Here is a 20721-nt window from a genome sequence, read left to right on the forward strand (position 1 = left end):
CCCTTTTTCTGGCTGCCTGTCTTTGTCGTGCGGATCATTCTGCGGCCACCTGCTGCGGTGTCACCGGAACCACCTTGGCATCGACGATGCTCAGCGTGGCGCTGATGGCGCCCTTGCGGCCGTCCTCATAGGTGACTTCGGTGGTGGTCGAGACCTGATCCGAGCCGTCATAAAGCGCAGTGATGATGTCGGCGAACTTGTCCTCGACGATGCGGCGGCGCACCTTGCGGGTGCGGGTCATCTCACCGTCATCCGCGTCCAGCTCCTTGTGCAGCACGACAAAGCGATGCACCTGACAGCCCGACAGCATTTCGTCGGCGGCAACGGATTTGTTCACCTCTTCCACATGCTCCCGGATGCTCTCCAGAACCTTCGGGTGGCCCGCCAGTTCCTGATAAGAGGCATAGGCGATGTTGTTGCGCTCGGCCCAGTTGCCTACGGCAGTCAGGTCGATGTTGATGAAAGCCACGCAACGATCCTTGCCATTGCCAAAGAGCACGGCCTCAAGGATGTCGGGATAGAACTTCAGTTTGTTTTCGACATATTTCGGGGCAAACATTGCACCGCTGGCCATTTTGCCAACGTCCTTGGCGCGGTCGATGATGCGCAGATGGCCCGTATCGTTTTCGATAAAGCCCGCATCGCCAGTCGCGACCCAGCCTTCAGGATCCTTGGTCGAGGCTGTGGATTCCGCGTTCTTGTAATACTCCACGAAAACGCCGGGCGAGCGGTAGAAGATCTCGCCATTGTCGTCGATGCGGATCTCCACATCCGGCGCCGGAACGCCAACCGTATCGGCCCGCACTTCGCCATCGGGCTGCACGGTGATGAAAACGGTGGCCTCGGTCTGACCGTAAAGTTGTTTGAGGTTGATCCCCAGCGAGCGATAGAAATCGAAGATTTCCGGACCGATGGCTTCACCCGCGGTGTATCCCACCCGAATGCGGCCATAGCCAAGGGTATCTTTCAGCGGACCGTAGACTAGAATGTCACCCAGCTTGTACTTCAGCCGATCCATCAGCCCCACGGGCCTGCCGTCCAGGATGTCGCCGCCGACCTTCTTGGCGTGGGCCAGGAAGTGGTGGAACATCTTGCGCTTCAGCGGACCTGCATCTTCCATCCGGATCATGACGCTGGTCAGCTGACCTTCGAAGACGCGCGGCGGAGCAAAGAAATAAGTCGGACCGATTTCCCGCAGGTCGGTCATCATGGTGTCCTGGCTTTCCGGGCAGTTCACGCAGAAGCCGCACCAGTAGGCCTGACCGATCGAGAAAATGAAGTCCCCCACCCAGGCCATCGGCAGGTAGGAGAGGATGTTCTCGTTGCGGGTCAGCTTATCGAAATCAGCCGAGTTCTTGGCGCTTTCGATCACGTTGCGGTTGGACAGGACAACGCCTTTTGGCTTGCCCGTCGTCCCGGAAGTATAAAGCATCACGCAGGTGCTGTCGTAGGTCAGCTTGGCCTTGCGCGCCTTCAGATCCGGGATCCATTCGTCATAGGCGGCGCGGCCCTGCTCCTGCACGTGGCTGTACTGGTGCAAGGCATGGTGGTCGTATTTCCGCATGCCGCGCGGATCCAGATAGATAACGTGCTCCAGCTGGTGCAGCTGCTCCTGAATCTCGATCACCTTGTCGACCTGTTCCTGGTCTTCGGCGATCACATAGCGGGCGCCGCAATGATCCAGCACATAGGCCAGTTCCTCGGCGGCAGAGTCGTTGTAGACCGGCACCGGAATGGCGCCGACGGACTGCGCCGCAACCATCGACCAGTAAAGGTAGGGGCGGTTGCGCCCAATTATGGCGATGAAATCGCCTTCCTTGATGCCTAGGTTGATCAGGCCAAGCGCCAGTGCTTCGATCTCCTTGGCGATTTCCGCCCAGGTCCAGCACTGCCAGATTCCGAATTCCTTTTCCCGGTAAGCCGGCTGATTAGCGAATTCCGTGGCGTTACGTTCAAGCAGCGCCGGCAGAGACAATAGTCCTGCGGCGCCCGACTGCGTCTGAGCCAATTTTATCTCCTCCCTTTCCGGCCTCCCCTGGCCGGATGATCGCTGTTCCGCGATTCTGATCCCGATTAGGACCTGTCTGATGGTAGTGCGTCAACTTTTTCCTGATGTTTTCCCAATTCTTACGAATTGTAACAGGATCACAGGAATGTGTTCCGGCCTGTTTCACATCCCCTCAACCACCGCAGATTTACCGCGACACCGAGACCCGCAAAATGCGCCACGCGCCCTCACGCCGCAGCAGACCACCTCTTTGCCGCGCCGCCGCACAGTGGTAGCCATAGCGCGGGAGAACATATGAAACAGTCAGACAAACAACGCGCCGCTATGACGACCGCCGGGCTCAACCTGATCGCTCAGGCGCTGTCGATCTACGATAGCGATCTGCGGCTGGCAGTTTGCAATCGCCGGTTCAAGGAGATGTTCGCCCTGCCGGACAGGCTGGTAACCCCCGGCGCGCGCTTTGACGAAACCATCCGGTATATCGCCGAAAGCGGCGAATACGGCCCGATCGAGGATATCGACGAATTTGTCGACTCCCGCGTCGAACAAGCGCTTGCCTTTGTTCCACATTATCTGGAACGCACCCGCGCCAACGGGCAGGTGATCTCGATCGAAGGGGCGCCACTTTCGCAGGGGGGCTGGGTGTCGGTCTATACCGATATCACCCGGACAAAACGGGTCGAACTGTTGCTGCGGGCCCGGTCCGAGGAAATGTCGGACCGTCTGATCGCCCATACCGAAGAACTGTCGGCAGCAAACCGCGAACTGGCCGCCACCAACAGCGCCTTGGAAGAAGCCAAACGCCAGCTCACCGAGATCGAGGCCCGCACCCGTCTGACGACGGAAATGATGCCGGCCCATATCGCCCACGTGGATGGCGAAGGCTATTACACCTTCACCAACCGGCGGCTCAGCTCGGTCTTTCCGGGCCGTCCCTCGGACATTCTGGGGATGCATATCTCGGATGCGCTGGGGCCGTCCGCCTTTGCCCGGATCGAACCGCATCTGATGGCCGCCTACAAAGGTGGCAGCCCAGTCTTTGAGTTTACCGAGGAACACGGCAGCCGCCGCATCCGCGTCGCCTTTACCCCGGACAACAGCGGCGGCGTCTTTATCCTGTCGATGGATGTGACCGAAGAAACCCAGGCCCGCGTCGCCCTGCAACAGGCCCGCCGCCGCGAAATGGCGGCGCAGATGACCTCCGGCCTTGCGCATGACTTCTCGAACCTTCTGACCATCATCCTCGGCATGCAGGGCAAACTGGCCAAGATGGATCTGCCCCCCGAAGCGGATGAGCTAATCCAGGGCACCCTTTCGGCGGCACGGCGGGGTGGGCGGCTTCTGAACCGCATCGGGGAAATGACAGGCCAGCGTACCCTGCGCCCGCAGGCCACCGACATGCATGTGCTGCTCAATGAGCTGAAGATCCTCGCCTCGCCCTCGCTGCCGCAGGGCATCGGCCTCAGCATTCTCGACAATACGCCCGACGTGATGCTGCTGCTGGATGCGGGCAAATTGCAGGACGCGCTGCTGAACCTTATTTTCAACGCCCGCGACGCCTGCGGCACCACCGGGCAGATCACCGTCAGCGTCCATGCGGTCGGAGAAACCTGGCTGGAAATCAGCGTCAGCGACACTGGTCCCGGCTTTTCCCCCGAGGCGCTGAAACAGGCGCTGAACCCGTTTTTCACCACCAAGGGCAGCGAAGGCTCGGGCCTGGGTCTGCCGACCGTTTATGACATGGCGAAATCCACAGGCGGCGACATGCGTATCGCCAATACGGTCTCGGGCGCCAGCGTCACCCTGCGCCTGCCCTACCGGCTGGCGCCGGATGCCTCGGGCGGGATCGCGCTGCTCGTCGAAGACAGCGAAAGCCTACGCGCCACCTTTCGCGACATGCTGATCGACCTTGGCTATTCCGTGATTGAGGCCACCAGCGTAGACGAAGCCTCGGCCCTGACCGCTGACATTCCGGACATGGCGCTGGTGCTGTCCGACATCCGGCTGGAAGGTGAGGCCACCGGGATCGATCTGGTCGACCGGCTGGCCGGATCCTCCCTGCCCTGCATCCTGATGACGTCGCTGCCCCCGGGCGATGCCATGCATCGGGAGGCTTTGAAACGCGGGCCTGTTCTGCAAAAACCCTTTACCACGCAGCAGCTGTCGGCGCTGATCACACCGGAGACCCCTTCATGACCGCGCCTCTTGTCACCATTCTGGACGATGAACCCGAAATCCGCCGGATCCTGACCGAGACCCTGGAAGAGGCCGGTTTCCGCACCCAGAGTTTTTCCCGGGCGCGCGAATTCGAAGCTTCCTTGAAACGCGTGACGCCAGATGTCTGCCTCGTTGACCTGTCGCTGCCCGACACCGATGGGCTGACACTTGTGCACAGGCTGGCGCTGGAGCAGGGCGCGGCGGTGATCATCATTTCCGGTCGCGCGCAGGTGCAGGACCGGGTGACCGGGTTGGAGCTGGGCGCTGATGATTACATCACCAAACCCTTTGATCCCACCGAAGTCGTCGCCCGTATCCGCGCCCGTCTGCGCGGCGGCCCCCGCGCCCAGGTGCAAAGCGGGAATTCGGCGCAGTTCTCTGGCTGGACGGCCCATTTCGACCGCTACGTTCTGGAGGATGAAACCGGCGGCGAAACGCCCTTTTCCCATGCCGAGGGCGAAGTGCTGCGGCTGTTTCTGGACAGTCCCAAAAGGCTGATCTCCCGCGCCCAGATGCAAGAGGCGCTTGGCGGCGCAGCCGGGGACAGTTTCGACCGGGCCATGGATGTGCGTGTGTCACGTCTGCGGACCAAATTGCGCGAAGATCCCAAGAACCCCCGTCTGATCAAGACCATCTACGGCGCGGGCTATATTTTCCTCGGCGATGTGAACTGGCTCTGAGGCTGATCATCGGCTGTCGGCATCGGGCGCCAGGATGCCCGGAACAAACCAGCGGTGCAAAAGTGATCCCGGCCCGTGCGGGTTCACCATCCTTTCTCTTGCCGACCCGAATCACCGCGATTAGAATCGCCTCATGGCTACCTGTCTTCTCTATCGTGAAACATCATCCCGGCCCTCCCGGTTTTACCGGATCGAACTGGCGATGAACCTGTTTTCCGAGGTCTCTGTCCTTCGGGAATGGGGCGTCGCAGGCCGCGATGGGCAAAGCGTGATCAACATCTATGGCAACCTGCGCGAGGCGTCGGTCGCCGCTGACAGCCACCGCAACCGCATGATCAAACGCGGCTATAACCGCGACGGACTGGCATCGCAGGCCACCGCCGACTGATCACGCAGCACGCTCCGGCGACCCGCAGGCCGCCGGTTTCTGCATTTAATTTCTGTTCACAGGGTCGCGGCGGCCTGGGCCAAAACTTCCAGCCCCAGCGTCAGATCGGCTTCGTCCGTGTCCTCGTCAAAGGCGTGGCTGATGCCGCCGATTGACGGCACAAAGAGCATGCCGGTTGGCATGACCCGCGCCACATTAGCGGCATCGTGCAGCGCCCCCGACGGCATGTCACGCCATTGCTGCGGCGCCAGATCTTCGGCCGCCGCGCGCAGGGCCGCCTGAATGCGGTCATCCATGGCAACGGGTTCGATGCCCGCCACCGGTCCCATCTCCACCTCCACGTCGCGTTCCGCTGCGATCTCGTCACAGGTCTGACGGATGATCTGTTCCATCTCCAACAGACGCGCGGCCTCCGCATCACGCCACTGCATGGAGAAGGTCACCCTGCCCGGCACCACCGAAGACGCATTGGGATGCAGTGCAACATGGCCAAGGGTCCAGACGGTTGCCGGGGTGACGATCTCGGCAAACCGTTCATTCAGGCGGGTGTTAAAGGCCGAAAGCGCCTGAAAAGCATCCTGCCGCAGATGCATCGGCGTCGTGCCCGCATGGTTCTGACGACCGGTAAAGGTGATCCGCATATCCCGGATGCCAACGATATTGGTGACAACACCGATCTTTTCGCCGGTGGTGTCCAGGGTAGGCCCCTGTTCGATATGCATTTCCAGAAAGCCAGTGAACAGATCCGTCGGCACGGGCTTTTCCGTCCCTTCTTTCATCCGCTGCCGCGCGGCCCGCAGCGTCTGCCCCTCGTTATCGGTCTGCTGATCCGCATCCGCCATCGACAGCCGCCCGGTCCAGACGTCCGATCCAGTCAGAACACCGAAACGCCCCTCTTCATCCTGAAAGCTGACAACGGAAATCGGCGGCCCTCCGGCCTCTTTGCTGGCGCGGGCGATTTCCAAGCCGGCAATGACGCCCAGCGCCCCGTCGAGCCACCCGCCTTCGGGCTGGCTGTCGCTGTGCGAACCGATCAGCAAGGATTTCTCCCCGGCAATGCCAAAAAGATTGCCAAGCCGGTCAAACCGAACCTCAAGCCCCGCTTCCTGCATGCGGCTCGCCAGCCAGCGGCGCGCGGCGATGTCCACCGCGGTATAGGCCGGACGAACCACACCTTTCCCGACCCCGGAGGCCCCGAACGAGCGCAGCGTATGCAGATCCGCCAAGAATCTCTGGGGGTTGATCTTCATTCCGGGTTCTCCCTTGGTCACGGTCTTGTGTACGGCCCGTCAGTTCCAACGGGTGTTAACCTACATCTTCCATCATTTGCGTTATGTCCACATTTTGTTAACCTTTTTCCGGAACGTCGTTCCTGCATTTTTTTCACGCGTGCCAAATCGGCACCCGGTAAATTTCACGCCATCCCTGAAACCTTCCTTCCATGTCGCGGACTGCTCACCTAAGAGTCAGGCCAAAGATCAGAGGAACGGAAGCGATGTCTCATATCACGCTGATCCGCCACGGGCAGGCGAACACCGAGGCCCGCGACGAGCACAGCTATGACCGGCTCAGCGATCTGGGCCATCAGCAGGCGACCTGGCTGGGTGAGCATCTGCGCGCCAGCGGCGCCAGCCATCCCCGTATCTATTGCGGCACCCTGACCCGGCACATCGAAACCGCTGCGGGCATGGGATATACCGAAGAGGTGGTGCAGGATCCCCGTCTCAACGAGATGGAGTATTTCACCCTCGCCCAGGCGATGGAGAAACAGCACGGGCTGGCCATCCCGCAGGAACGCGAAGGCTTCATTGCCCACCTGCCGCAGGTGCTGGCCGCCTGGGCAGAAGGTGAAATCGATGATGCCCCCGAAAGCTGGAGCGATTTTGAAACCCGCACACAAGCGGCCCTGTCCGAAATCGCGGCGGGAGAAGGTCCGGCGCTGGTGGTGACCTCGGGCGGGCTGATCTCCATGGCGATGCGTCAGGCGATGATGCTCGAAATCACCGGCATGGCCCGGATGGCGCTCGCGATCATGAATACCTCGATGCACCGTCTTTTCCCCATTGGCGGGCACTGGTCGCCGGTACTGTTCAACGCGGTACCCCATCTGGAAACACCCGACCGCCATTTTGCACAGACCCATCTTTGACCGCGGGTTTGACCACGATTTGACCATGGGGCAGACCGCCCGCGACAGAATTGAAGGACGAAACAGATGCAGCTTTATTATGCTCCCGGCACGATCTCGATTGCAGTGGCCATCGCGCTTGAGGAAGCCGGTATCACCTATGAGGCGGTCAAGGTGGATTTTGCCAGCGCCGAGCAGACAAAACCCGCCTATGGGCAGATCAATCCCAAGGGCCGCGTGCCCGCGCTGGCGGTCGAGGGCGGCATCCTGACCGAAACCGGTGCGCTGCTGGACTATATCGCCGATCTTGCACCCGCCGCAGACCTGCGCCCCGAAGACCCGGTTCTGAAGGCCCGCATGCGCGAGGTGATGTACTACCTTGCCTCGACCATGCACGTGAACCACGCCCACAAGATGCGCGGCAGCCGTTGGGCCAGTCAGCAAGCCTCGTTTGAGGACATGACAGCGAAAGTGCCAGAAACCATGGCCGCCTCTGCCGCCTACATCAGCGAAAACGGCCTTAAAGGGCCCTTTGTGCTGGGTGATGAGATCAGTATCGCCGATTGCTATCTGTTTGTGGTGTGCAGCTGGCTCGAAGGGGACGGGGTTTCGGTTGCGGATTATCCCAAGATCCGGGATTTCATGGCCACCATGGATCAGCGCCCCTCGGTCCGCGCGGTACGCGCCAAGGGCATGCTTTGATATTTGAGTGAAGGACGACAAGAGAATGACTCATCTCTGGGTACGGGCCGAGCAGCGCCCGAATGAAGAACGGGTCGGGCTGACCCCCGAAGGCGCCAAGGCGCTGATCGATGCAGGCATCAAGGTCACGGTCGAGAAAAGCTCGGTCCGGGCGATCCCCTTGCAGGGCTATGTGGATGCAGGCTGCGATATCGCCGCCGAAAACAGCTGGCCCACGGCTCCGGCAGAGGCGATCATCTTTGGCCTGAAAGAACTTCCCGAGGACGGCACGCCTCTGCCGCACCGCCACATCATGTTCGGCCATGCCTTCAAGGGTCAGCACTCGGGCAAGGCGCTGCTGGAGCGGTTCCGCCAGGGTGGCGGCACGCTGTATGACCTGGAATATCTGGTGGACGAAAGCGGCCGACGGGTTGCGGCCTTTGGCTATTGGGCCGGCTATGCAGGTGCGGCGGTGACGCTGAAATGCTGGGCCGCCCAGCAGCGCGGCGATATCTGCGGCCCGGTTGGTGTCTTCAAAGACAAGGATTCGCTGATTGCCGATCTGTCCTCCGAGCTGTTCGCGCTGAAAGCCCCCCGCCCCACCGCCATCGTGATTGGAGCCCTCGGGCGTGTTGGCACTGGCGCGGCGGATCTGCTGGAGACCATGGGCGTCATCGTTACCAAATGGGACATGGCGGAAACCGCCAATGGCGGCCCCTTCCCGGAAATCCTGGAGCACGATCTGTTCCTCAACTGCATCTTTGCGCGCCCCGGCACGCCTGTGTTTGTGCCGCAATCGGCCCTGACAGAGCCGCGCAAGCTGACCGCCATCGGCGATGTCGCCTGCGATCCGGACAGCGATTACAACCCGGTGCCGGTCTATGACCGCGCCACCACCTGGGATGCCCCTGCCCTGCGCGTGGCCAAGGATCCGGTTCTGGACGTGATGGCCATCGACAACCTGCCCTCAATGCTGCCCGCCGAAAGCTCGGTCGATTACGCCGAGCAGCTTTTGCCCTCGCTTCTGACGCTGGGCGATCTCGGCAGCGGTGTCTGGGGCCGGGCCAAAGCAACCTTTGATGAAAACATGGGCAACTGATGGAACTTTACATCGGATATCTGGCCGGCACGATGGGCACGATCTGCTGGATCCCCCAGGCTTGGCGCGCCTGGAGCACGCGGGACACCTCGGGCTTGTCGCTGGCGGCCAACCTGATGTTTCTTCTCACCGTCTCGCTCTGGCTCATCTACGGGCTTATGGTGGGCGACATGCCTTTGATCCTGGCCAACTTCTGTGCCTTGCTGATCGTGATCAGCATCGTTCTGGCCAAACTGAAATACAAATAAGGGAGTACCACTCATGACCATCCACTGGTGCGGAACCGGCCTGTCGGCCATCCCCGGCCTGCGCCGCCTTCTGGAGGCGGGCCATGACGTTGCGGTGTGGAACCGCACCCCCGAAAAGGCGCGCGAAGCGGTGGGCGATCTGACCACCAACATTCACGCCTTTTCCATCGCCAACCTGGCCCAGATGCTGAGCCCGGAGGACGTTGTTGTCTCCATGCTGCCCGGCGACTGGCACGTGGAGCTGGCCGAACTGGCGATCTCCAAAGGCGCCCATTTCGTGTCCTCCTCCTACATTGCGCCGGAAATGCGCGCGCTGGATGACAAGGCGCGCGAAGCAGGCGTGGCCCTGGTGAACGAGGTCGGCCTTGATCCCGGCATCGACCACCTGATGGCCCACGCGCTTGTGCAGGATTACAAGGCATCGGACGCCTATGATGCCGAGAACCACATCAGCTTTATCTCTTACTGCGGTGGCATTCCGAAGACCCCGAACCCGTTCCGCTATAAATTCAGCTGGTCACCGCTCGGCGTGCTGAAGGCGCTGCGTTCACCCTCGCGGTCGGTGCGGGATTATTCCGAGCTGCGCGTGGACCGGCCCTGGGATGCGATCAGCAGCTATGACGCGCCGCTGCCCACCCCCGAAAGCTTTGAGGTCTACCCGAACCGCGACTCGCTGCCCTTCATGGCGCAATACGAGTTCGAAGAGGCCTGGCCGGTGAAGGAATTCGTGCGCGGCACCCTGCGCCTCAACGGCTGGGCCGAGGCCTGGGCCGATGTCTTCAAGGAAGTAGAGACCCTGGAAGGCGAAGCAGGCGATGCCCGCCTGAAAGAGATGTCCGACCAGTTCTGGGACGAAAACGCCTATGACGAAGGCGAAGCGGACCGGGTCGTGCTCTGCGTCAGCCTGAAGGCGGAAAAGGACGGCAAGGTCGTTTGGCACAAGACCTATGTGATGGATGCCTGGGGCGACGAGCGCAGCACCGCCATGGCGCGCCTTGTGTCCTATCCGGTCAGCTTTGCCATCGAGGCGGTGATGAACCGCCAGATCCCGGCCGGCGTTCACGCCGCCCCCAGCGATCCCAAGCTGATCGAAAAATGGATGGGCGAGATCGGCAAGCTGGCCCAGCATCTGGAAATCATCGACCACGCAGGCTGAACCAAACAGCTCTGCCAACACAAAAGACCCGCTCAGGCGGGTCTTTTTTTTTGTGAGGCGCCCTTCAGCGACCGATCACATCGTCTTCGATATCACCGACATCCACACCGATGGCCTCCAGCCCGGCCTCAATATTGTCGGCCAGATGCGGCGTTCCGATAAGGTAATCGGCGGTCGGGGTGGTGGCTTCGCTGCGAGCCGTCGCAAGCGCCTCTGACAGCTCTTCCGCCTCGAAACTGCCGCGACCGATCCACATGATCGCGGTCAGTTCGGCCTGCTCATCGACGCTCATCCGGTCGATAAAGGCGCGCAGCTCCCCTTCGGCCCGGTCCAGTTCCCGGGCCATCATCGCCACCTGGGCGACCTTGCGGGCGGAAATCTCCAACATTGTTCGTCTCCTGCTGTTCGCGGTTCTCCCGGTATCAGACAGCAGTGTCCCCTCCGGGTCTTTGATCTGGGGCAAAGCCGCCTTGTCCCCATCCGAAGATATCGAGCCCGCTGCTGCGCCCGCGCAGATGCACCGGTGGCAGGGCAATCCAGCCGTCGCGCGCGGGCTTTGCTCCGGCGGCGTCAAACAGGGCGGCAGAGGCTATGATCCGGGCATCTGCCTGCCGTGTGAGCTGCTCCAGCCGCGCCGCGATATTCACTGTATCGCCAAAGACGCTGTATTCCAAACGCTCGGCATTGCCGACCACCCCGGAAAAGACCTCGCCCCAGTGCAGGCCGATCCCCGCCTCGACAGGCCCTTCCCCCGCCTCCAGACGCAAGGCCGTCCAGCGCTGCAGTTCTTCATCCAGCGCCCCGGCGCAATCGAGCGCTCGCTGCGCCCCTTCCTCACCTTCGAACAGGATCATCGCGGCATCGCCGATGTATTTGTCGATCAATCCGTTGCTGCACGCCGCAGCCCGCTGCACCCGGCGGCGGAATTCGGTGATATAGGCGCTGACCTCCTGCGGATCGCGCCCCTCGGACCAGCCGGTGAACCTGCGGATGTCGATGAACAGGACCGCCATCTGCTGACGCTGCCCCTGTCGTAACTCCTCCAGCCCGCCGCCCGCCAGGCGCCCGGCCAGTTGGGCGGGCAGGTAGCGGGTCAGATTGGTGCGCGCCTGCGCCTCGGTGATCGAGCGGTGCAAAAGCCCACGCATCCGGTAGGCGGCCACGACAAGAACAATGCCGGCCAAGGCAATCATGGAAATGCGGATGATATTAGGAGGCAAGGACAATAGGAACAGTGCCCGCTCCGCTGCCTGCACCGGCACCTGTTCGGGCTGCCAGAAGACCATCAGGGACAGACCCGTGACGATCAGAAGCACCGTATAGGCCTGCAGATACGGGTTGAACCGCAGAACCGCAAAGGCCAGCACCCCCGGTACCAGCCAGATCGGTGGCAGCAGGAAGGTCACGCCTCCCGGCAGGGATGTATTCTCAAGCCCCACCCAGGCATTCACCAGAAGGAAGGCGCAGTCCAAGGTCACGCCAGTCCAGATCATCCAGCCGCGAAACATCCCCCGGCGCGCGCGCCATAGGGTGAACAGTCCCAGCAGCAGGTAGGAAAACATGGTCGCCAGTGCAAAGAGCCATTGCCGACGCAGGTAGCTTTCCACGGTTTCAACATTGTCCCAGACGGTGAGAAAGAAGATCAGCAACAGCCCCAGCGACACCCCGATCCGCAGAACTGAGACGACGCGCTCGGCCTCCACCTCAGCCTGTCGCCACAACTCCCGGTCCGCTGCGCTGCCCCTCATCTCTCTGGATGCTCCAGCGGGACCACGGTCCCGGTTGGATCCGCCCCCTGGTCGATCTCTTCAAAGTCGAAGTTGTCGAGACGTTGCGCCCGGCGACCGGCCTTATCGGCGCTGATCTTGATCTCGGCGACGTCCTTGGCCGCTTGCGCAAAATGCCGATCCAGATTGACGACGCGCTCTCCCAGCCGTTCCACATCGCGGTGCAAGAGGCCCAGCTCACTGCGTATGGCCCCCGCCTGTTCGCGCATGCGAGCGTCCTTCAGGATCGCGCGCATGGTGTTCAGCGTCGCCATGCAGGTGGTGGGCGAGACGATCCAGACCTTCGCCGCAAACCCTTCGCGCACCACGCCGGTGAAATTGGCGTGCAGCTCGGCATAGACCGCTTCGGAAGGCAGGAACAGGATCGCACCATCGGCGGTTTCGCCCTCAATGATGTACTTCTCGGATATCGCCCGGATATGCGCCCGCAAGGCCGTTTTCATCTGCCGAGCCGCATAGGCCAGCTCATCCTGGGTTTCGGCCCGGCGCAGCGCCTCGTAGGGTTCGAGCGGGAATTTGCTGTCGATCACGATCGGCCCCGGCGGGTTCGGCAGATGCACCAGACAATCGGCACGCTTGCCGTTGCTGAGCGTCGCCTGCAGCGTATAGGCATCCGCAGGCAGTGCCTTTGAGACGATGTCGTTCAGCTGGATCTCACCAAAGGCGCCCCGGGTCTGCTTGTTCGACAGGATATCCTGCAGGCTCAGCACATCGCCCGACAGTTTGGTGATATTGTCCTGCGCCTTGTCGATGGTCGCCAGCCGCTCCTGCAGCTGCGTCAGAGAGGTCACCGTGCGTTTGGCGCTGCCGTGCAGGCTTTCCTGCATGCGTTCCTGCATCTCGGCCATGGCGCGGGCCTGGCGCAGGGCATTGTCGGCCAGCCTATCGTTCATATGCTGCTGCACATCCGTCAGCCGTGCCTCGACCGTCTGCACCATCTGCACCTGCGCATTAGCCTGCATGTCCGACACATGCTGCAAACCGCCGCGCAGCTGCTGCACAGACTGTCCCAGATATTCCATCTGCTGCGCCAAGGGCGCCACCGCCGAGGCCGCGCGGGCCGAGGCACGCATGGAGAGGAACAGCAACAGGATCAGCAGCGCCGCAAAGCCGCCCGCCATCAGGGTCAGCGTCCCGACCTGATCCATGGCTGCTATGGCCTCCTCCATCCTGTCCATCACGTGCGTCCGAAAAGACGTTCGATATCGGCCAGTTTCAGCTCCACATAGGTGGGACGGCCATGGTTGCACTGGCCGGAATGGGGCGTTGCCTCCATTTCCCTAAGCAGGGCATTCATCTCTTCGCCGCGCATGCGCCGCCCGGAACGGATCGAACCATGGCAGGCCACCCGGCTCAGAATCGCCTCCAGCCGCGCCTGCACCAGCTGGCTTTCGCCCTGATCGTCCAGCTCGTCCAGGATGTCCTTCACCATGGCCTCGGCGTTGACCTCGCCGAGGATTGCAGGGGTTTCCCGCACCGCCACGGCATTGCCGCCAAAGGCCTCGATGCCAAGGCCGAATTTACCCAGTTCATCCGCCACCGCCAGCAGGCGGGCGCAGTCATTGTCGGAGAGTTCGACGATTTCCGGGATCAGCAGCGCCTGCGCCGCGACACCGTTTTCACCCATCTGACGCTTCAGCTTTTCATAGACCAGCCGCTCGTGGGCGGCGTGCTGATCGACGATCACCATGCCATCGGCAGTCTGGGCGATGATGTAGTTTTCATGCACTTGGCCGCGCGCTGCGCCCAATGGCAGGGCCTCGGCCTGCGCCTCCTGAATGCCCGGTTCCGCGGGCTGCACGGGCTCTTCGATGGTCTGACCGCTGAAGGCGCTGCGCATCTCGGCAAAGCCTTGGCTCTGCGGCGGCGGAGAGGGCTGATAGGGCGGCACCGGCACGTAATCCGGTCGCTGCGCGCTATAGGCGGCCGCGCGGGCCCCCATCGAGGGGCGGTCCATCTGGTAGACATGCGGCGCGGACTGCCGGGTGGCCTGTTCCGGGCGCATGGCGCCCAGCGTCGCCCCGGCCACGGTAGTCGATGCACGGTGCCCGGCCTCGGCCAGCGCATGCCGCAGGGCCGAGACGATCAGCCCGCGCGCAAGCCCCGGATCGCGGAAGCGGACCTCGGATTTGGCGGGGTGCACGTTCACATCGACCAGGGTCGGATCGCAATCGATAAACAGCGCCGCCACCGGATGGCGGTCCCGGCTGAGGAAATCGAAATAGGCCGCACGCAGGGCGCCGGTCAGCATCTTGTCCTTCACCGGGCGCGTGTTCACAAAGAGGAACTGCGCCACCGCCGCGCCGCGGGAATAGGTTGGCAGCGCCGCGTAGCCATAAAGCCGCAAACCTTCGCGGGTGGCGTCGATCTTCAGCGCGTTTTCGGCAAACTCACGCCCCAGAACCGAGCCAAGCCGCCCGTGCAACGCATCAAACAGATCACCGGACAGGGGGTCGGCGCGGAAGGTGACGCGCCCCTCGCCGCCGCCGGATACATCTCTCAGGGTGAAGCCAACAGAGGGTTCGGCCATGGCGAGGCGCTTGATCACATCGCCAATGGCCTGCGCCTCGGCCCGGTCTGTGCGCATGAATTTCAGCCGCGCCGGGGTTGCGTAGAACAGATCGCGCAGCTCGACCACGGTGCCCGCGCGCAGGGCGGCGGGTTTCACCGGCTCCATGCCGCCGCCCGCAACGCGGATCTGCGCCGCATCATTGCCTGCGGCGCGGCTGGTGATCGTGAGGCGTCCTACAGCGCCAAGGCTGGGCAGTGCCTCGCCCCGGAAGCCGAAGGTATGAATGTTGAGCAGGTCCGATCCGTCGATCTTCGAGGTGGCGTGGCGCGACAGGGCCAGCGGCAGATCCTCCGGCGTCATGCCGCAGCCGTCATCGGTGACCCGGATCAGGGTCTTGCCGCCATCGGCAATCTCCACCGTGATCCGCGTGGCGCCTGCGTCGATGGCATTCTCGACCAATTCCTTCACGGCCGAAGCGGGGCGTTCAATCACCTCACCCGCCGCGATCCGGTTGATGGCGCTGTCCTCCAGCTGCCGGATGACGGGGCGGGAATTGTCGCGGATTTGGGGGTCTGGGCTGCTCATACCGCAAAATTTAGCATGGAGCCCTTCGATTCTGCCACCCGCAAAGCGCGCGAGGTAGCGGCGGATTACCCTCCGGCAGGCGCCCCCGCGCGGCGGCTGCAAGGGCCGAACCGGGCCGTCACCGCCAGGACCATGCCCGAGACGGCAGCGATCATGCCCGCCGCGCTGACCGCATCCGTACCGCCCAGCCACATCGGCCCATAGCCCGCCAGAACATAGCCAAGCACCGCCGACAGCACCGCAAAGACGACGCTCCAGCCGACCTGCGCCTCCAGCCGGTTGGTCATCATCCGCGCGGCCGCGGGCGGGCAGATGAACATGGCGATGACGATGATCGAGCCCACCGCATCAAAGGCGGCGACCGCCGCCACCGCAGCGGTGACCACCAGCGCCAGTCCCAGCAGATTGGTGCGGATCCCCAGCGTGCGGGCGAAGCCTTCGTCGAAGGTCGAGATTTTCAGCGCCCGCCAGAACAGCGCGATGAAGGCCACCACGCCCAGCAGCGTCAGCCCCATGCGCGGCAACTCCGGTGGCAGATAGCGCAGCGCCTCGGCATCCCAGAGAGAGGACCAGCCGGTAGCATCCAGCCAGATCAGACTTTCGAGGTTACCATAAAGCGCATGTTCCACGTCCAGATGCACGGTGGAGGTATCGGTCTGTTCCAGCAGCAGCACACCGGCGGCAAACATGGTGGTAAAGATCACCCCCATGGCCGCGCCCGGCTCAATCCGGCCCAGACGGCGCACCGCCTCGATCAGGATGACAGCGGTGACGGCTGCGCCCGCCGCGCCCAGCAGCATCGGCCCGGCTGCAATCGCTCCGGTCAGTAGGAAGGCCACCACGATGCCCGGCAACACCACATGGCTGATGGCGTCTCCGATCAGGGCCTGTCGGCGCAGCAGCAGGAAATTGCCCGGCAGCGCGCAGGCCACGGCGGCAAACGTACCGATCAGCAGCGGCGTCAGCGACAGGGGAACGAATTCAGAGCCCATCATCCTGCGGGAACCTCCTGCGGGCCGCCGATACGGCGGTCGATTTCGCTGATCTGATCGCGGGTCAGCACGGTTTCAATCTCACGCAGCCCGTCATAGAGCGCGGCGGCAGCCTCATGCGCCAGATCGCTGCGCACCAGTTCCCAGCGTTTTTCGTCGCGCAGGGCCTTGGCGGCGCGGGCGCGCCCCTTGTCGGTGGCCACTCCGTCAGCGCGCACCAACCCGGCACGGCGCAACAGCCGCAGGGTCAGCGGTTCGTAGATCGGTTGCCCCTGTGCCAGCGCCAGCAATCCCTGCCGCAGATGCACCCGGCGTTGGAATCGCTGGTGGCGCAGCACCGCCGCCAGAACCCCTCGCCCGGGGGCGAAAAGCAGAGACAGGGCAAAGAGCACAAAACTGACCAGCACGATGATCGGCCCGGTCGGCAGGTTGGGCGCCGAGGCGGAAATCGCCGCGCCGACATAGGCAGAGGCACCGCCTGCCAGCCCCGCGTAGACCACGACGCGGTCCGACCGCTCGGTCCAGAAACGGGCGGTGACGGCGGGGATGATCAGCAGGGCGACGATCAGGATCAGACCAACGATTTTCAGCCCCACTACGGTCACCGCCATGACCAGTCCCATCATCAACAGATCGATGCGGTGCACCGGAAGGCCGCGGGCGGCGGCATATTCGGGATCAAAAGCCACCATCATCATCGGTCGCCGCGTCAGGAGGATCACCAAGAGGGCCGCCGCACTGCCTGCGGCGATGATCATCGCATCGCTGAACAGCATGCCGGCGGTCGATCCCAGAAGGAAACCTTCAAGCCCCGCCTGCCGTCCCACGCCCAGCGTCTGGATCACCGTCAGCAGCACGATCCCCAGCCCGAAGAACACCGACAGAACCGCGCCGATGGCTGCATCCTCGGCCAGTCGGGTGTTGCGGGTCAGCCAGTTCATGCACCAAAGGCCCAGCGCCGCCGACAGGGCAGACCCCAGCAGCAGCCCGGCCAGGTTGCGCCCGTCACCGCCCAGGAACACCATCACCAGAAAGGCAATGGCGACACCGGGCAGGGTCGCATGGCTGACCGCATCGCTGACCAGCGCCCGTTTGCGCAGGAACAGGAAGGTGCCGGTAATCCCCGCCGCGCCGCCCAAAAGGGCCGCCCCAAGGGAGACCAGCGTGGCGTTGTAGCCCAATTGCAGGAAAAGCGCGTCCATCAACATGGGATCAGACCTTTGCCGCCGCCAGCTGATCGATCTGCGCCGTCGCGAGGCGCCCGCCATAGGCGGCCTGCAGGGTTTCCGCGGTAAAGGCCTCGGCGACCGGACCTTCGGCGACCTTGCGGGTGTTGATCAGGAAGACATTGTCGAAATATTCCGCGACGGTGGCCAGATCGTGGTGCACGACCACAACCGTCTTACCTGCCGCGCGCAGGGATTTCAGGACGGTGATGATGGCCTTTTCCGTCGCCGCATCCACCCCGGCAAAGGGTTCGTCCAGCAAGTACAGGTCCGCATCCTGCGCCAGTGCGCGGGCCAGGAACACCCGCTGCTGCTGGCCACCCGAAAGCTGGCCGATCTGGCGGTCGGCGAAATCGCCCATGCCGACCCGATCCAGACAATCGCGCGCCACGGTCCGGTGATGACCCCGGATCCGGCCCAGCAACCCCAGTTCTCGATAGAGCCCCATCATCACAACGTCGATGACACGGGTCGGGAAGTCCCAGTCGATGCTGGCGCGCTGCGGCACATAGGCGATGCGGGCGCGCATTGCCTCCAATGGGCGGCCAAAGACCTGCACCCGGCCGGACACCGGCGGCACGATCCCAAGTGCGGATTTCAAAAGGGTCGATTTACCCGCCCCGTTGGGTCCGATGATGGCGGTCATCTTGCCCGGCTCGACCGTCATGTCGACACTGAAGACAGCGGGTTTCTCTCCGTAGGTAACGGTGAGGCCGCGAATGGCCAGCGGGCTGTTTTCCGGGGAAGTCGATGCGATGTCTGCCCCGGCATCGCGCACAAGTTCAACTGTCTGTGTCATGATCAAAGCCCCGCCGACAGTTTGCCATCCATGCCGCGCTCTGGCACATCTGCGCCCAGCGCCCCGGCGATGGTGGTCACGTTGTGGTCCAGCATGCCAAGATAGGTGCCCTCATAGCTGCCATCGGCGCCCATCGCGTCCGAGAACAGCTCGCCCCCGATCTGCACCTCGTGGCCCTGCGCGGCCGCACCTTCGATCAGGGCGCGCATGGAACGGTCCGAGACCGAGCTTTCGACAAAGACCGCCGAGATCTGACGATCAACCAGCAGATCGACCAGTTCACCGATCCGGTTCAGACCCGCTTCGGATTGGGTCGAGATGCCTTGAATGCCCAGCACCTCGAAGCCGAAATCGCGGCCAAAATAGCCAAAGGCATCATGTGCGGTGACCAGCACCCGGTTGTTTTCCGGCACGGTTTCCAGCGTTTTGCTCGCGTAGGCGATCAACCGGTCCAGATCCGCCAGATGTGCCTGAGCATTGGCCGCAAAGGTTTGCGCCTCGGCCGGGCGGGCTTCGCTCAGCACCGCAGCGATATCCATCACCACCCGTTTCCACAGGTTCGGCGTCATCCAGACATGCGGATCAAACTTGTTCTCGTAATCGTCATGGGCCCGCAAGAGATCCTTTGGCAGACCTTCGGCCACCGCGACCACATTCCGCTTGCGGGACAGATCGTGCAGGAAGCTTTCCATCTGCGCCTCAAGGTAGAGACCGTGATACAGTACCAGATCCGCCCGGGTCATCGCCACGATATCCGACCGCGTCTGCCGGTAGGCGTGGGGATCGACCCCCGGCCCCATCAGGGCGCGCACCTCAACCGCATCACCGCCGACCTGGCGCGCGGCATCCGCGATCATGCCCGTGGTAGCTACGATCTTCAGCGGTGCCTCGGCCACGGCGCGACCCGCCGCAAAGGCCAGTGTCAGCGGCAGTACCAGCAATAGCGCAAGCCGCATCAGGCCATTGAGCGAAACTCTCATCCTCGTTCTCCTTCATGCCGGTTTTCAGGCCGGTGTTGAAGGCAATATGAGAACGATTCTCAAAACTGTCAATGTAAATGCGAATTATTCTCAACAAAGGGAGCCGGTTTTTCCAAACGGTCAATTTACTGCACGGAAAGCAGGCGGCTTGCTTGCCAAGATGCCGCACCCGTGCGACTTTCGCGCAGAACTTTGGTGAGGATCCCCGCAATGGAAAGCCACATCTCCGCGCAAAGCAATCAGGCCAATGCCGCGGGCGACGCGCAGCTGCCGCAGGTCGGTGAGCCGCGCAATCCCGGCATGGAGCTGGATCTGGACTGGGCGCTTGGCCTGCAGGCCAATACTTCGGCGATTGAGCGGCGTTGTGCGACGCTGCCCGGACGCCGTAGCGTCAAGAAAGAGTATCAGGCTGCGTGGCTGCTGAAGGCGATCACCTGCATCGACCTGACCACGCTTTCCGGCGATGATACCGCGGGGCGGGTGCGCCGCCTGTGCGCCAAGGCGCGCCAGCCAGTGCGCGCGGACATTCTACAGGCGCTTGGCACCCCGGATATCACCACCGGCGCCGTTTGCGTCTACCACGACATGATCACCCCGGCGGTTGCCGCGCTCAAGGGCACCAGCATTCCGGTCGCAGCGGTCTCTACCGGGTTTCCGGCTGGGCTGTCGCCCTTCCATCTGCGCGTTGCCGAGATCGAGGAAAGCGTCAAGGCAGGCGCCCATGAGATCGATATCGTGATCTCGCGCCGCCACGTTCTGAGTGGCAACTGGCAGGCGCTCTATGATGAGATGAAAGCCTTCCGCGCCGCTTGCGGAGATGCCCATGTGAAGGCGATCCTTGCCACCGGAGAGCTGGGCAGTCTGCGCAACGTCGCGCGCGCCTCGATGATCTGCATGATAGCGGGCGCCGATTTCATCAAGACCTCTACCGGCAAGGAAAGCGTCAATGCCACCCTGCCGGTCAGCCTTGTGATGATCCGCGCCATCCGCGACTATCACGAACGCACCGGCTACCGCGTCGGCTATAAACCCGCCGGCGGTATTTCCAAGGCCAAGGACGCTCTGGTCTACCTGTCGCTGATCAAGGAGGAGCTGGGCGATCGCTGGCTGCAGCCCGACCTGTTCCGCTTTGGCGCATCTTCCCTGCTGGGCGATATCGAACGCCAGCTCGAACACCATGTCACCGGCGCCTATTCTGCGGGCTACCGCCACGCGATGGGCTGAGGAGTGCTGAA

At 62.8% G+C, this 20721-nt stretch carries 19 protein-coding genes; 9 read left to right on the forward strand and 10 right to left on the reverse strand.

All coding sequences use genetic code 11. From position 1 onward, the window contains the following. Nucleotides 1–34 precede the first annotated feature (34 nt). Complete coding sequence (locus SM765_RS11710) at nt 35–2008, reverse strand: AMP-binding protein (RefSeq protein ID WP_274838150.1); 1974 nt, start codon at nt 2006–2008, stop codon at nt 35–37. A 294-nt stretch (nt 2009–2302) separates the two neighbouring features. Here SM765_RS11710 and SM765_RS11715 point away from each other — a divergent pair, with 294 nt between their 5' ends. The 3 genes from SM765_RS11715 (at nt 2303) to SM765_RS11725 (ending at nt 5293) form a co-directional block, all read left to right on the forward strand. After that, the gene (locus SM765_RS11715; protein ID WP_274833040.1) at nt 2303–4204 is read left to right on the forward strand and encodes a hybrid sensor histidine kinase/response regulator; all 1902 of its coding nucleotides are present in this window, start codon (nt 2303–2305) and stop codon (nt 4202–4204) included. Continuing rightward, nucleotides 4201–4905, forward strand: a complete 705-nt coding sequence (locus SM765_RS11720) for a response regulator transcription factor (RefSeq protein ID WP_065271788.1) — start codon at nt 4201–4203, stop codon at nt 4903–4905. The genes SM765_RS11715 and SM765_RS11720 overlap by 4 nt, the downstream gene beginning before the upstream one ends. Nucleotides 4906–5038: 133 nt before the next feature. Further along, nucleotides 5039–5293: a WGR domain-containing protein gene (locus tag SM765_RS11725; RefSeq protein WP_065271789.1), complete on the forward strand. Its 255-nt coding sequence runs from the start codon at nt 5039–5041 to the stop codon at nt 5291–5293. A gap of 56 nt (nt 5294–5349) precedes the next feature. Here the strand turns inward: SM765_RS11725 and SM765_RS11730 are convergent, their stop codons facing one another. After that, the gene (locus SM765_RS11730) at nt 5350–6543 is read right to left on the reverse strand and encodes a hydantoinase/carbamoylase family amidase (RefSeq protein WP_274838149.1); all 1194 of its coding nucleotides are present in this window, start codon (nt 6541–6543) and stop codon (nt 5350–5352) included. 245 nt (nt 6544–6788) lie between these two features. Here SM765_RS11730 and SM765_RS11735 point away from each other — a divergent pair, with 245 nt between their 5' ends. The 5 genes from SM765_RS11735 to SM765_RS11755 all read left to right on the forward strand — a co-directional run bounded on the left by SM765_RS11735 (nt 6789) and on the right by SM765_RS11755 (nt 10605). Continuing rightward, on the forward strand, nt 6789–7442 hold the full coding sequence (locus SM765_RS11735; RefSeq protein WP_274838148.1) for a histidine phosphatase family protein: 654 nt from the start codon (nt 6789–6791) through the stop codon (nt 7440–7442). 66 nt (nt 7443–7508) lie between these two features. Next, nucleotides 7509–8123: a glutathione S-transferase family protein gene (locus SM765_RS11740; protein ID WP_274835299.1), complete on the forward strand. Its 615-nt coding sequence runs from the start codon at nt 7509–7511 to the stop codon at nt 8121–8123. Between the two features lie 25 nt (nt 8124–8148). Continuing rightward, nucleotides 8149–9201, forward strand: coding sequence for a saccharopine dehydrogenase (locus SM765_RS11745; protein WP_274835298.1), 1053 nt, complete (start codon nt 8149–8151; stop codon nt 9199–9201). After that, a complete protein-coding gene (locus SM765_RS11750) occupies nt 9201–9449 on the forward strand; it encodes a SemiSWEET family sugar transporter (RefSeq protein ID WP_065271793.1) in 249 nt (82 codons plus the stop codon). Before SM765_RS11745 ends, SM765_RS11750 begins: the two co-directional genes overlap by 1 nt. A gap of 13 nt (nt 9450–9462) precedes the next feature. Continuing rightward, nucleotides 9463–10605: a saccharopine dehydrogenase family protein gene (locus tag SM765_RS11755; protein ID WP_274838147.1), complete on the forward strand. Its 1143-nt coding sequence runs from the start codon at nt 9463–9465 to the stop codon at nt 10603–10605. A 64-nt stretch (nt 10606–10669) separates the two neighbouring features. Here the strand turns inward: SM765_RS11755 and SM765_RS11760 are convergent, their stop codons facing one another. The 8 genes from SM765_RS11760 to SM765_RS11795 all read right to left on the reverse strand — a co-directional run bounded on the left by SM765_RS11760 (nt 10670) and on the right by SM765_RS11795 (nt 19486). Further along, nucleotides 10670–10993, reverse strand: coding sequence for a DUF3775 domain-containing protein (locus tag SM765_RS11760; RefSeq protein ID WP_065271795.1), 324 nt, complete (start codon nt 10991–10993; stop codon nt 10670–10672). A gap of 34 nt (nt 10994–11027) precedes the next feature. Further along, the gene (locus SM765_RS11765) at nt 11028–12353 is read right to left on the reverse strand and encodes an adenylate/guanylate cyclase domain-containing protein (RefSeq protein WP_274838146.1); all 1326 of its coding nucleotides are present in this window, start codon (nt 12351–12353) and stop codon (nt 11028–11030) included. Continuing rightward, nucleotides 12350–13570 (reverse strand): DNA recombination protein RmuC, encoded by a 1221-nt coding sequence (locus tag SM765_RS11770; protein WP_274838145.1) that lies wholly within the window; start codon nt 13568–13570, stop codon nt 12350–12352. Before SM765_RS11770 ends, SM765_RS11765 begins: the two co-directional genes overlap by 4 nt. Next, nucleotides 13570–15489: a DNA mismatch repair endonuclease MutL gene (mutL, locus tag SM765_RS11775; protein ID WP_274835295.1), complete on the reverse strand. Its 1920-nt coding sequence runs from the start codon at nt 15487–15489 to the stop codon at nt 13570–13572. The genes SM765_RS11770 and mutL overlap by 1 nt, the downstream gene beginning before the upstream one ends. A gap of 65 nt (nt 15490–15554) precedes the next feature. Next, nucleotides 15555–16484: a metal ABC transporter permease gene (locus SM765_RS11780; protein ID WP_274838144.1), complete on the reverse strand. Its 930-nt coding sequence runs from the start codon at nt 16482–16484 to the stop codon at nt 15555–15557. Further along, nucleotides 16481–17689, reverse strand: coding sequence for a metal ABC transporter permease (locus SM765_RS11785; RefSeq protein ID WP_065271799.1), 1209 nt, complete (start codon nt 17687–17689; stop codon nt 16481–16483). Before SM765_RS11785 ends, SM765_RS11780 begins: the two co-directional genes overlap by 4 nt. 4 nt (nt 17690–17693) lie before the next feature. Beyond that, the gene (locus tag SM765_RS11790) at nt 17694–18506 is read right to left on the reverse strand and encodes a metal ABC transporter ATP-binding protein (RefSeq protein WP_274833047.1); all 813 of its coding nucleotides are present in this window, start codon (nt 18504–18506) and stop codon (nt 17694–17696) included. Nucleotides 18507–18508: 2 nt separating this feature from the next. Then, entirely contained in the window at nt 18509–19486 is a 978-nt protein-coding gene (locus SM765_RS11795; RefSeq protein ID WP_425537312.1) for a metal ABC transporter solute-binding protein, Zn/Mn family, read from the reverse strand. Between the two features lie 210 nt (nt 19487–19696). Here SM765_RS11795 and deoC point away from each other — a divergent pair, with 210 nt between their 5' ends. Next, nucleotides 19697–20710 carry a deoxyribose-phosphate aldolase gene (gene deoC, locus SM765_RS11800; protein ID WP_274838142.1) on the forward strand — a complete coding sequence of 338 codons (1014 nt, stop codon included), beginning with the start codon at nt 19697–19699 and terminating at the stop codon, nt 20708–20710. Nucleotides 20711–20721: the final 11 nt, after the last annotated feature.

The organism is Pseudophaeobacter sp. 1A09344, from assembly GCF_041008745.1.
GTDB lineage: Bacteria > Pseudomonadota > Alphaproteobacteria > Rhodobacterales > Rhodobacteraceae > Phycobacter > Phycobacter gallaeciensis_A.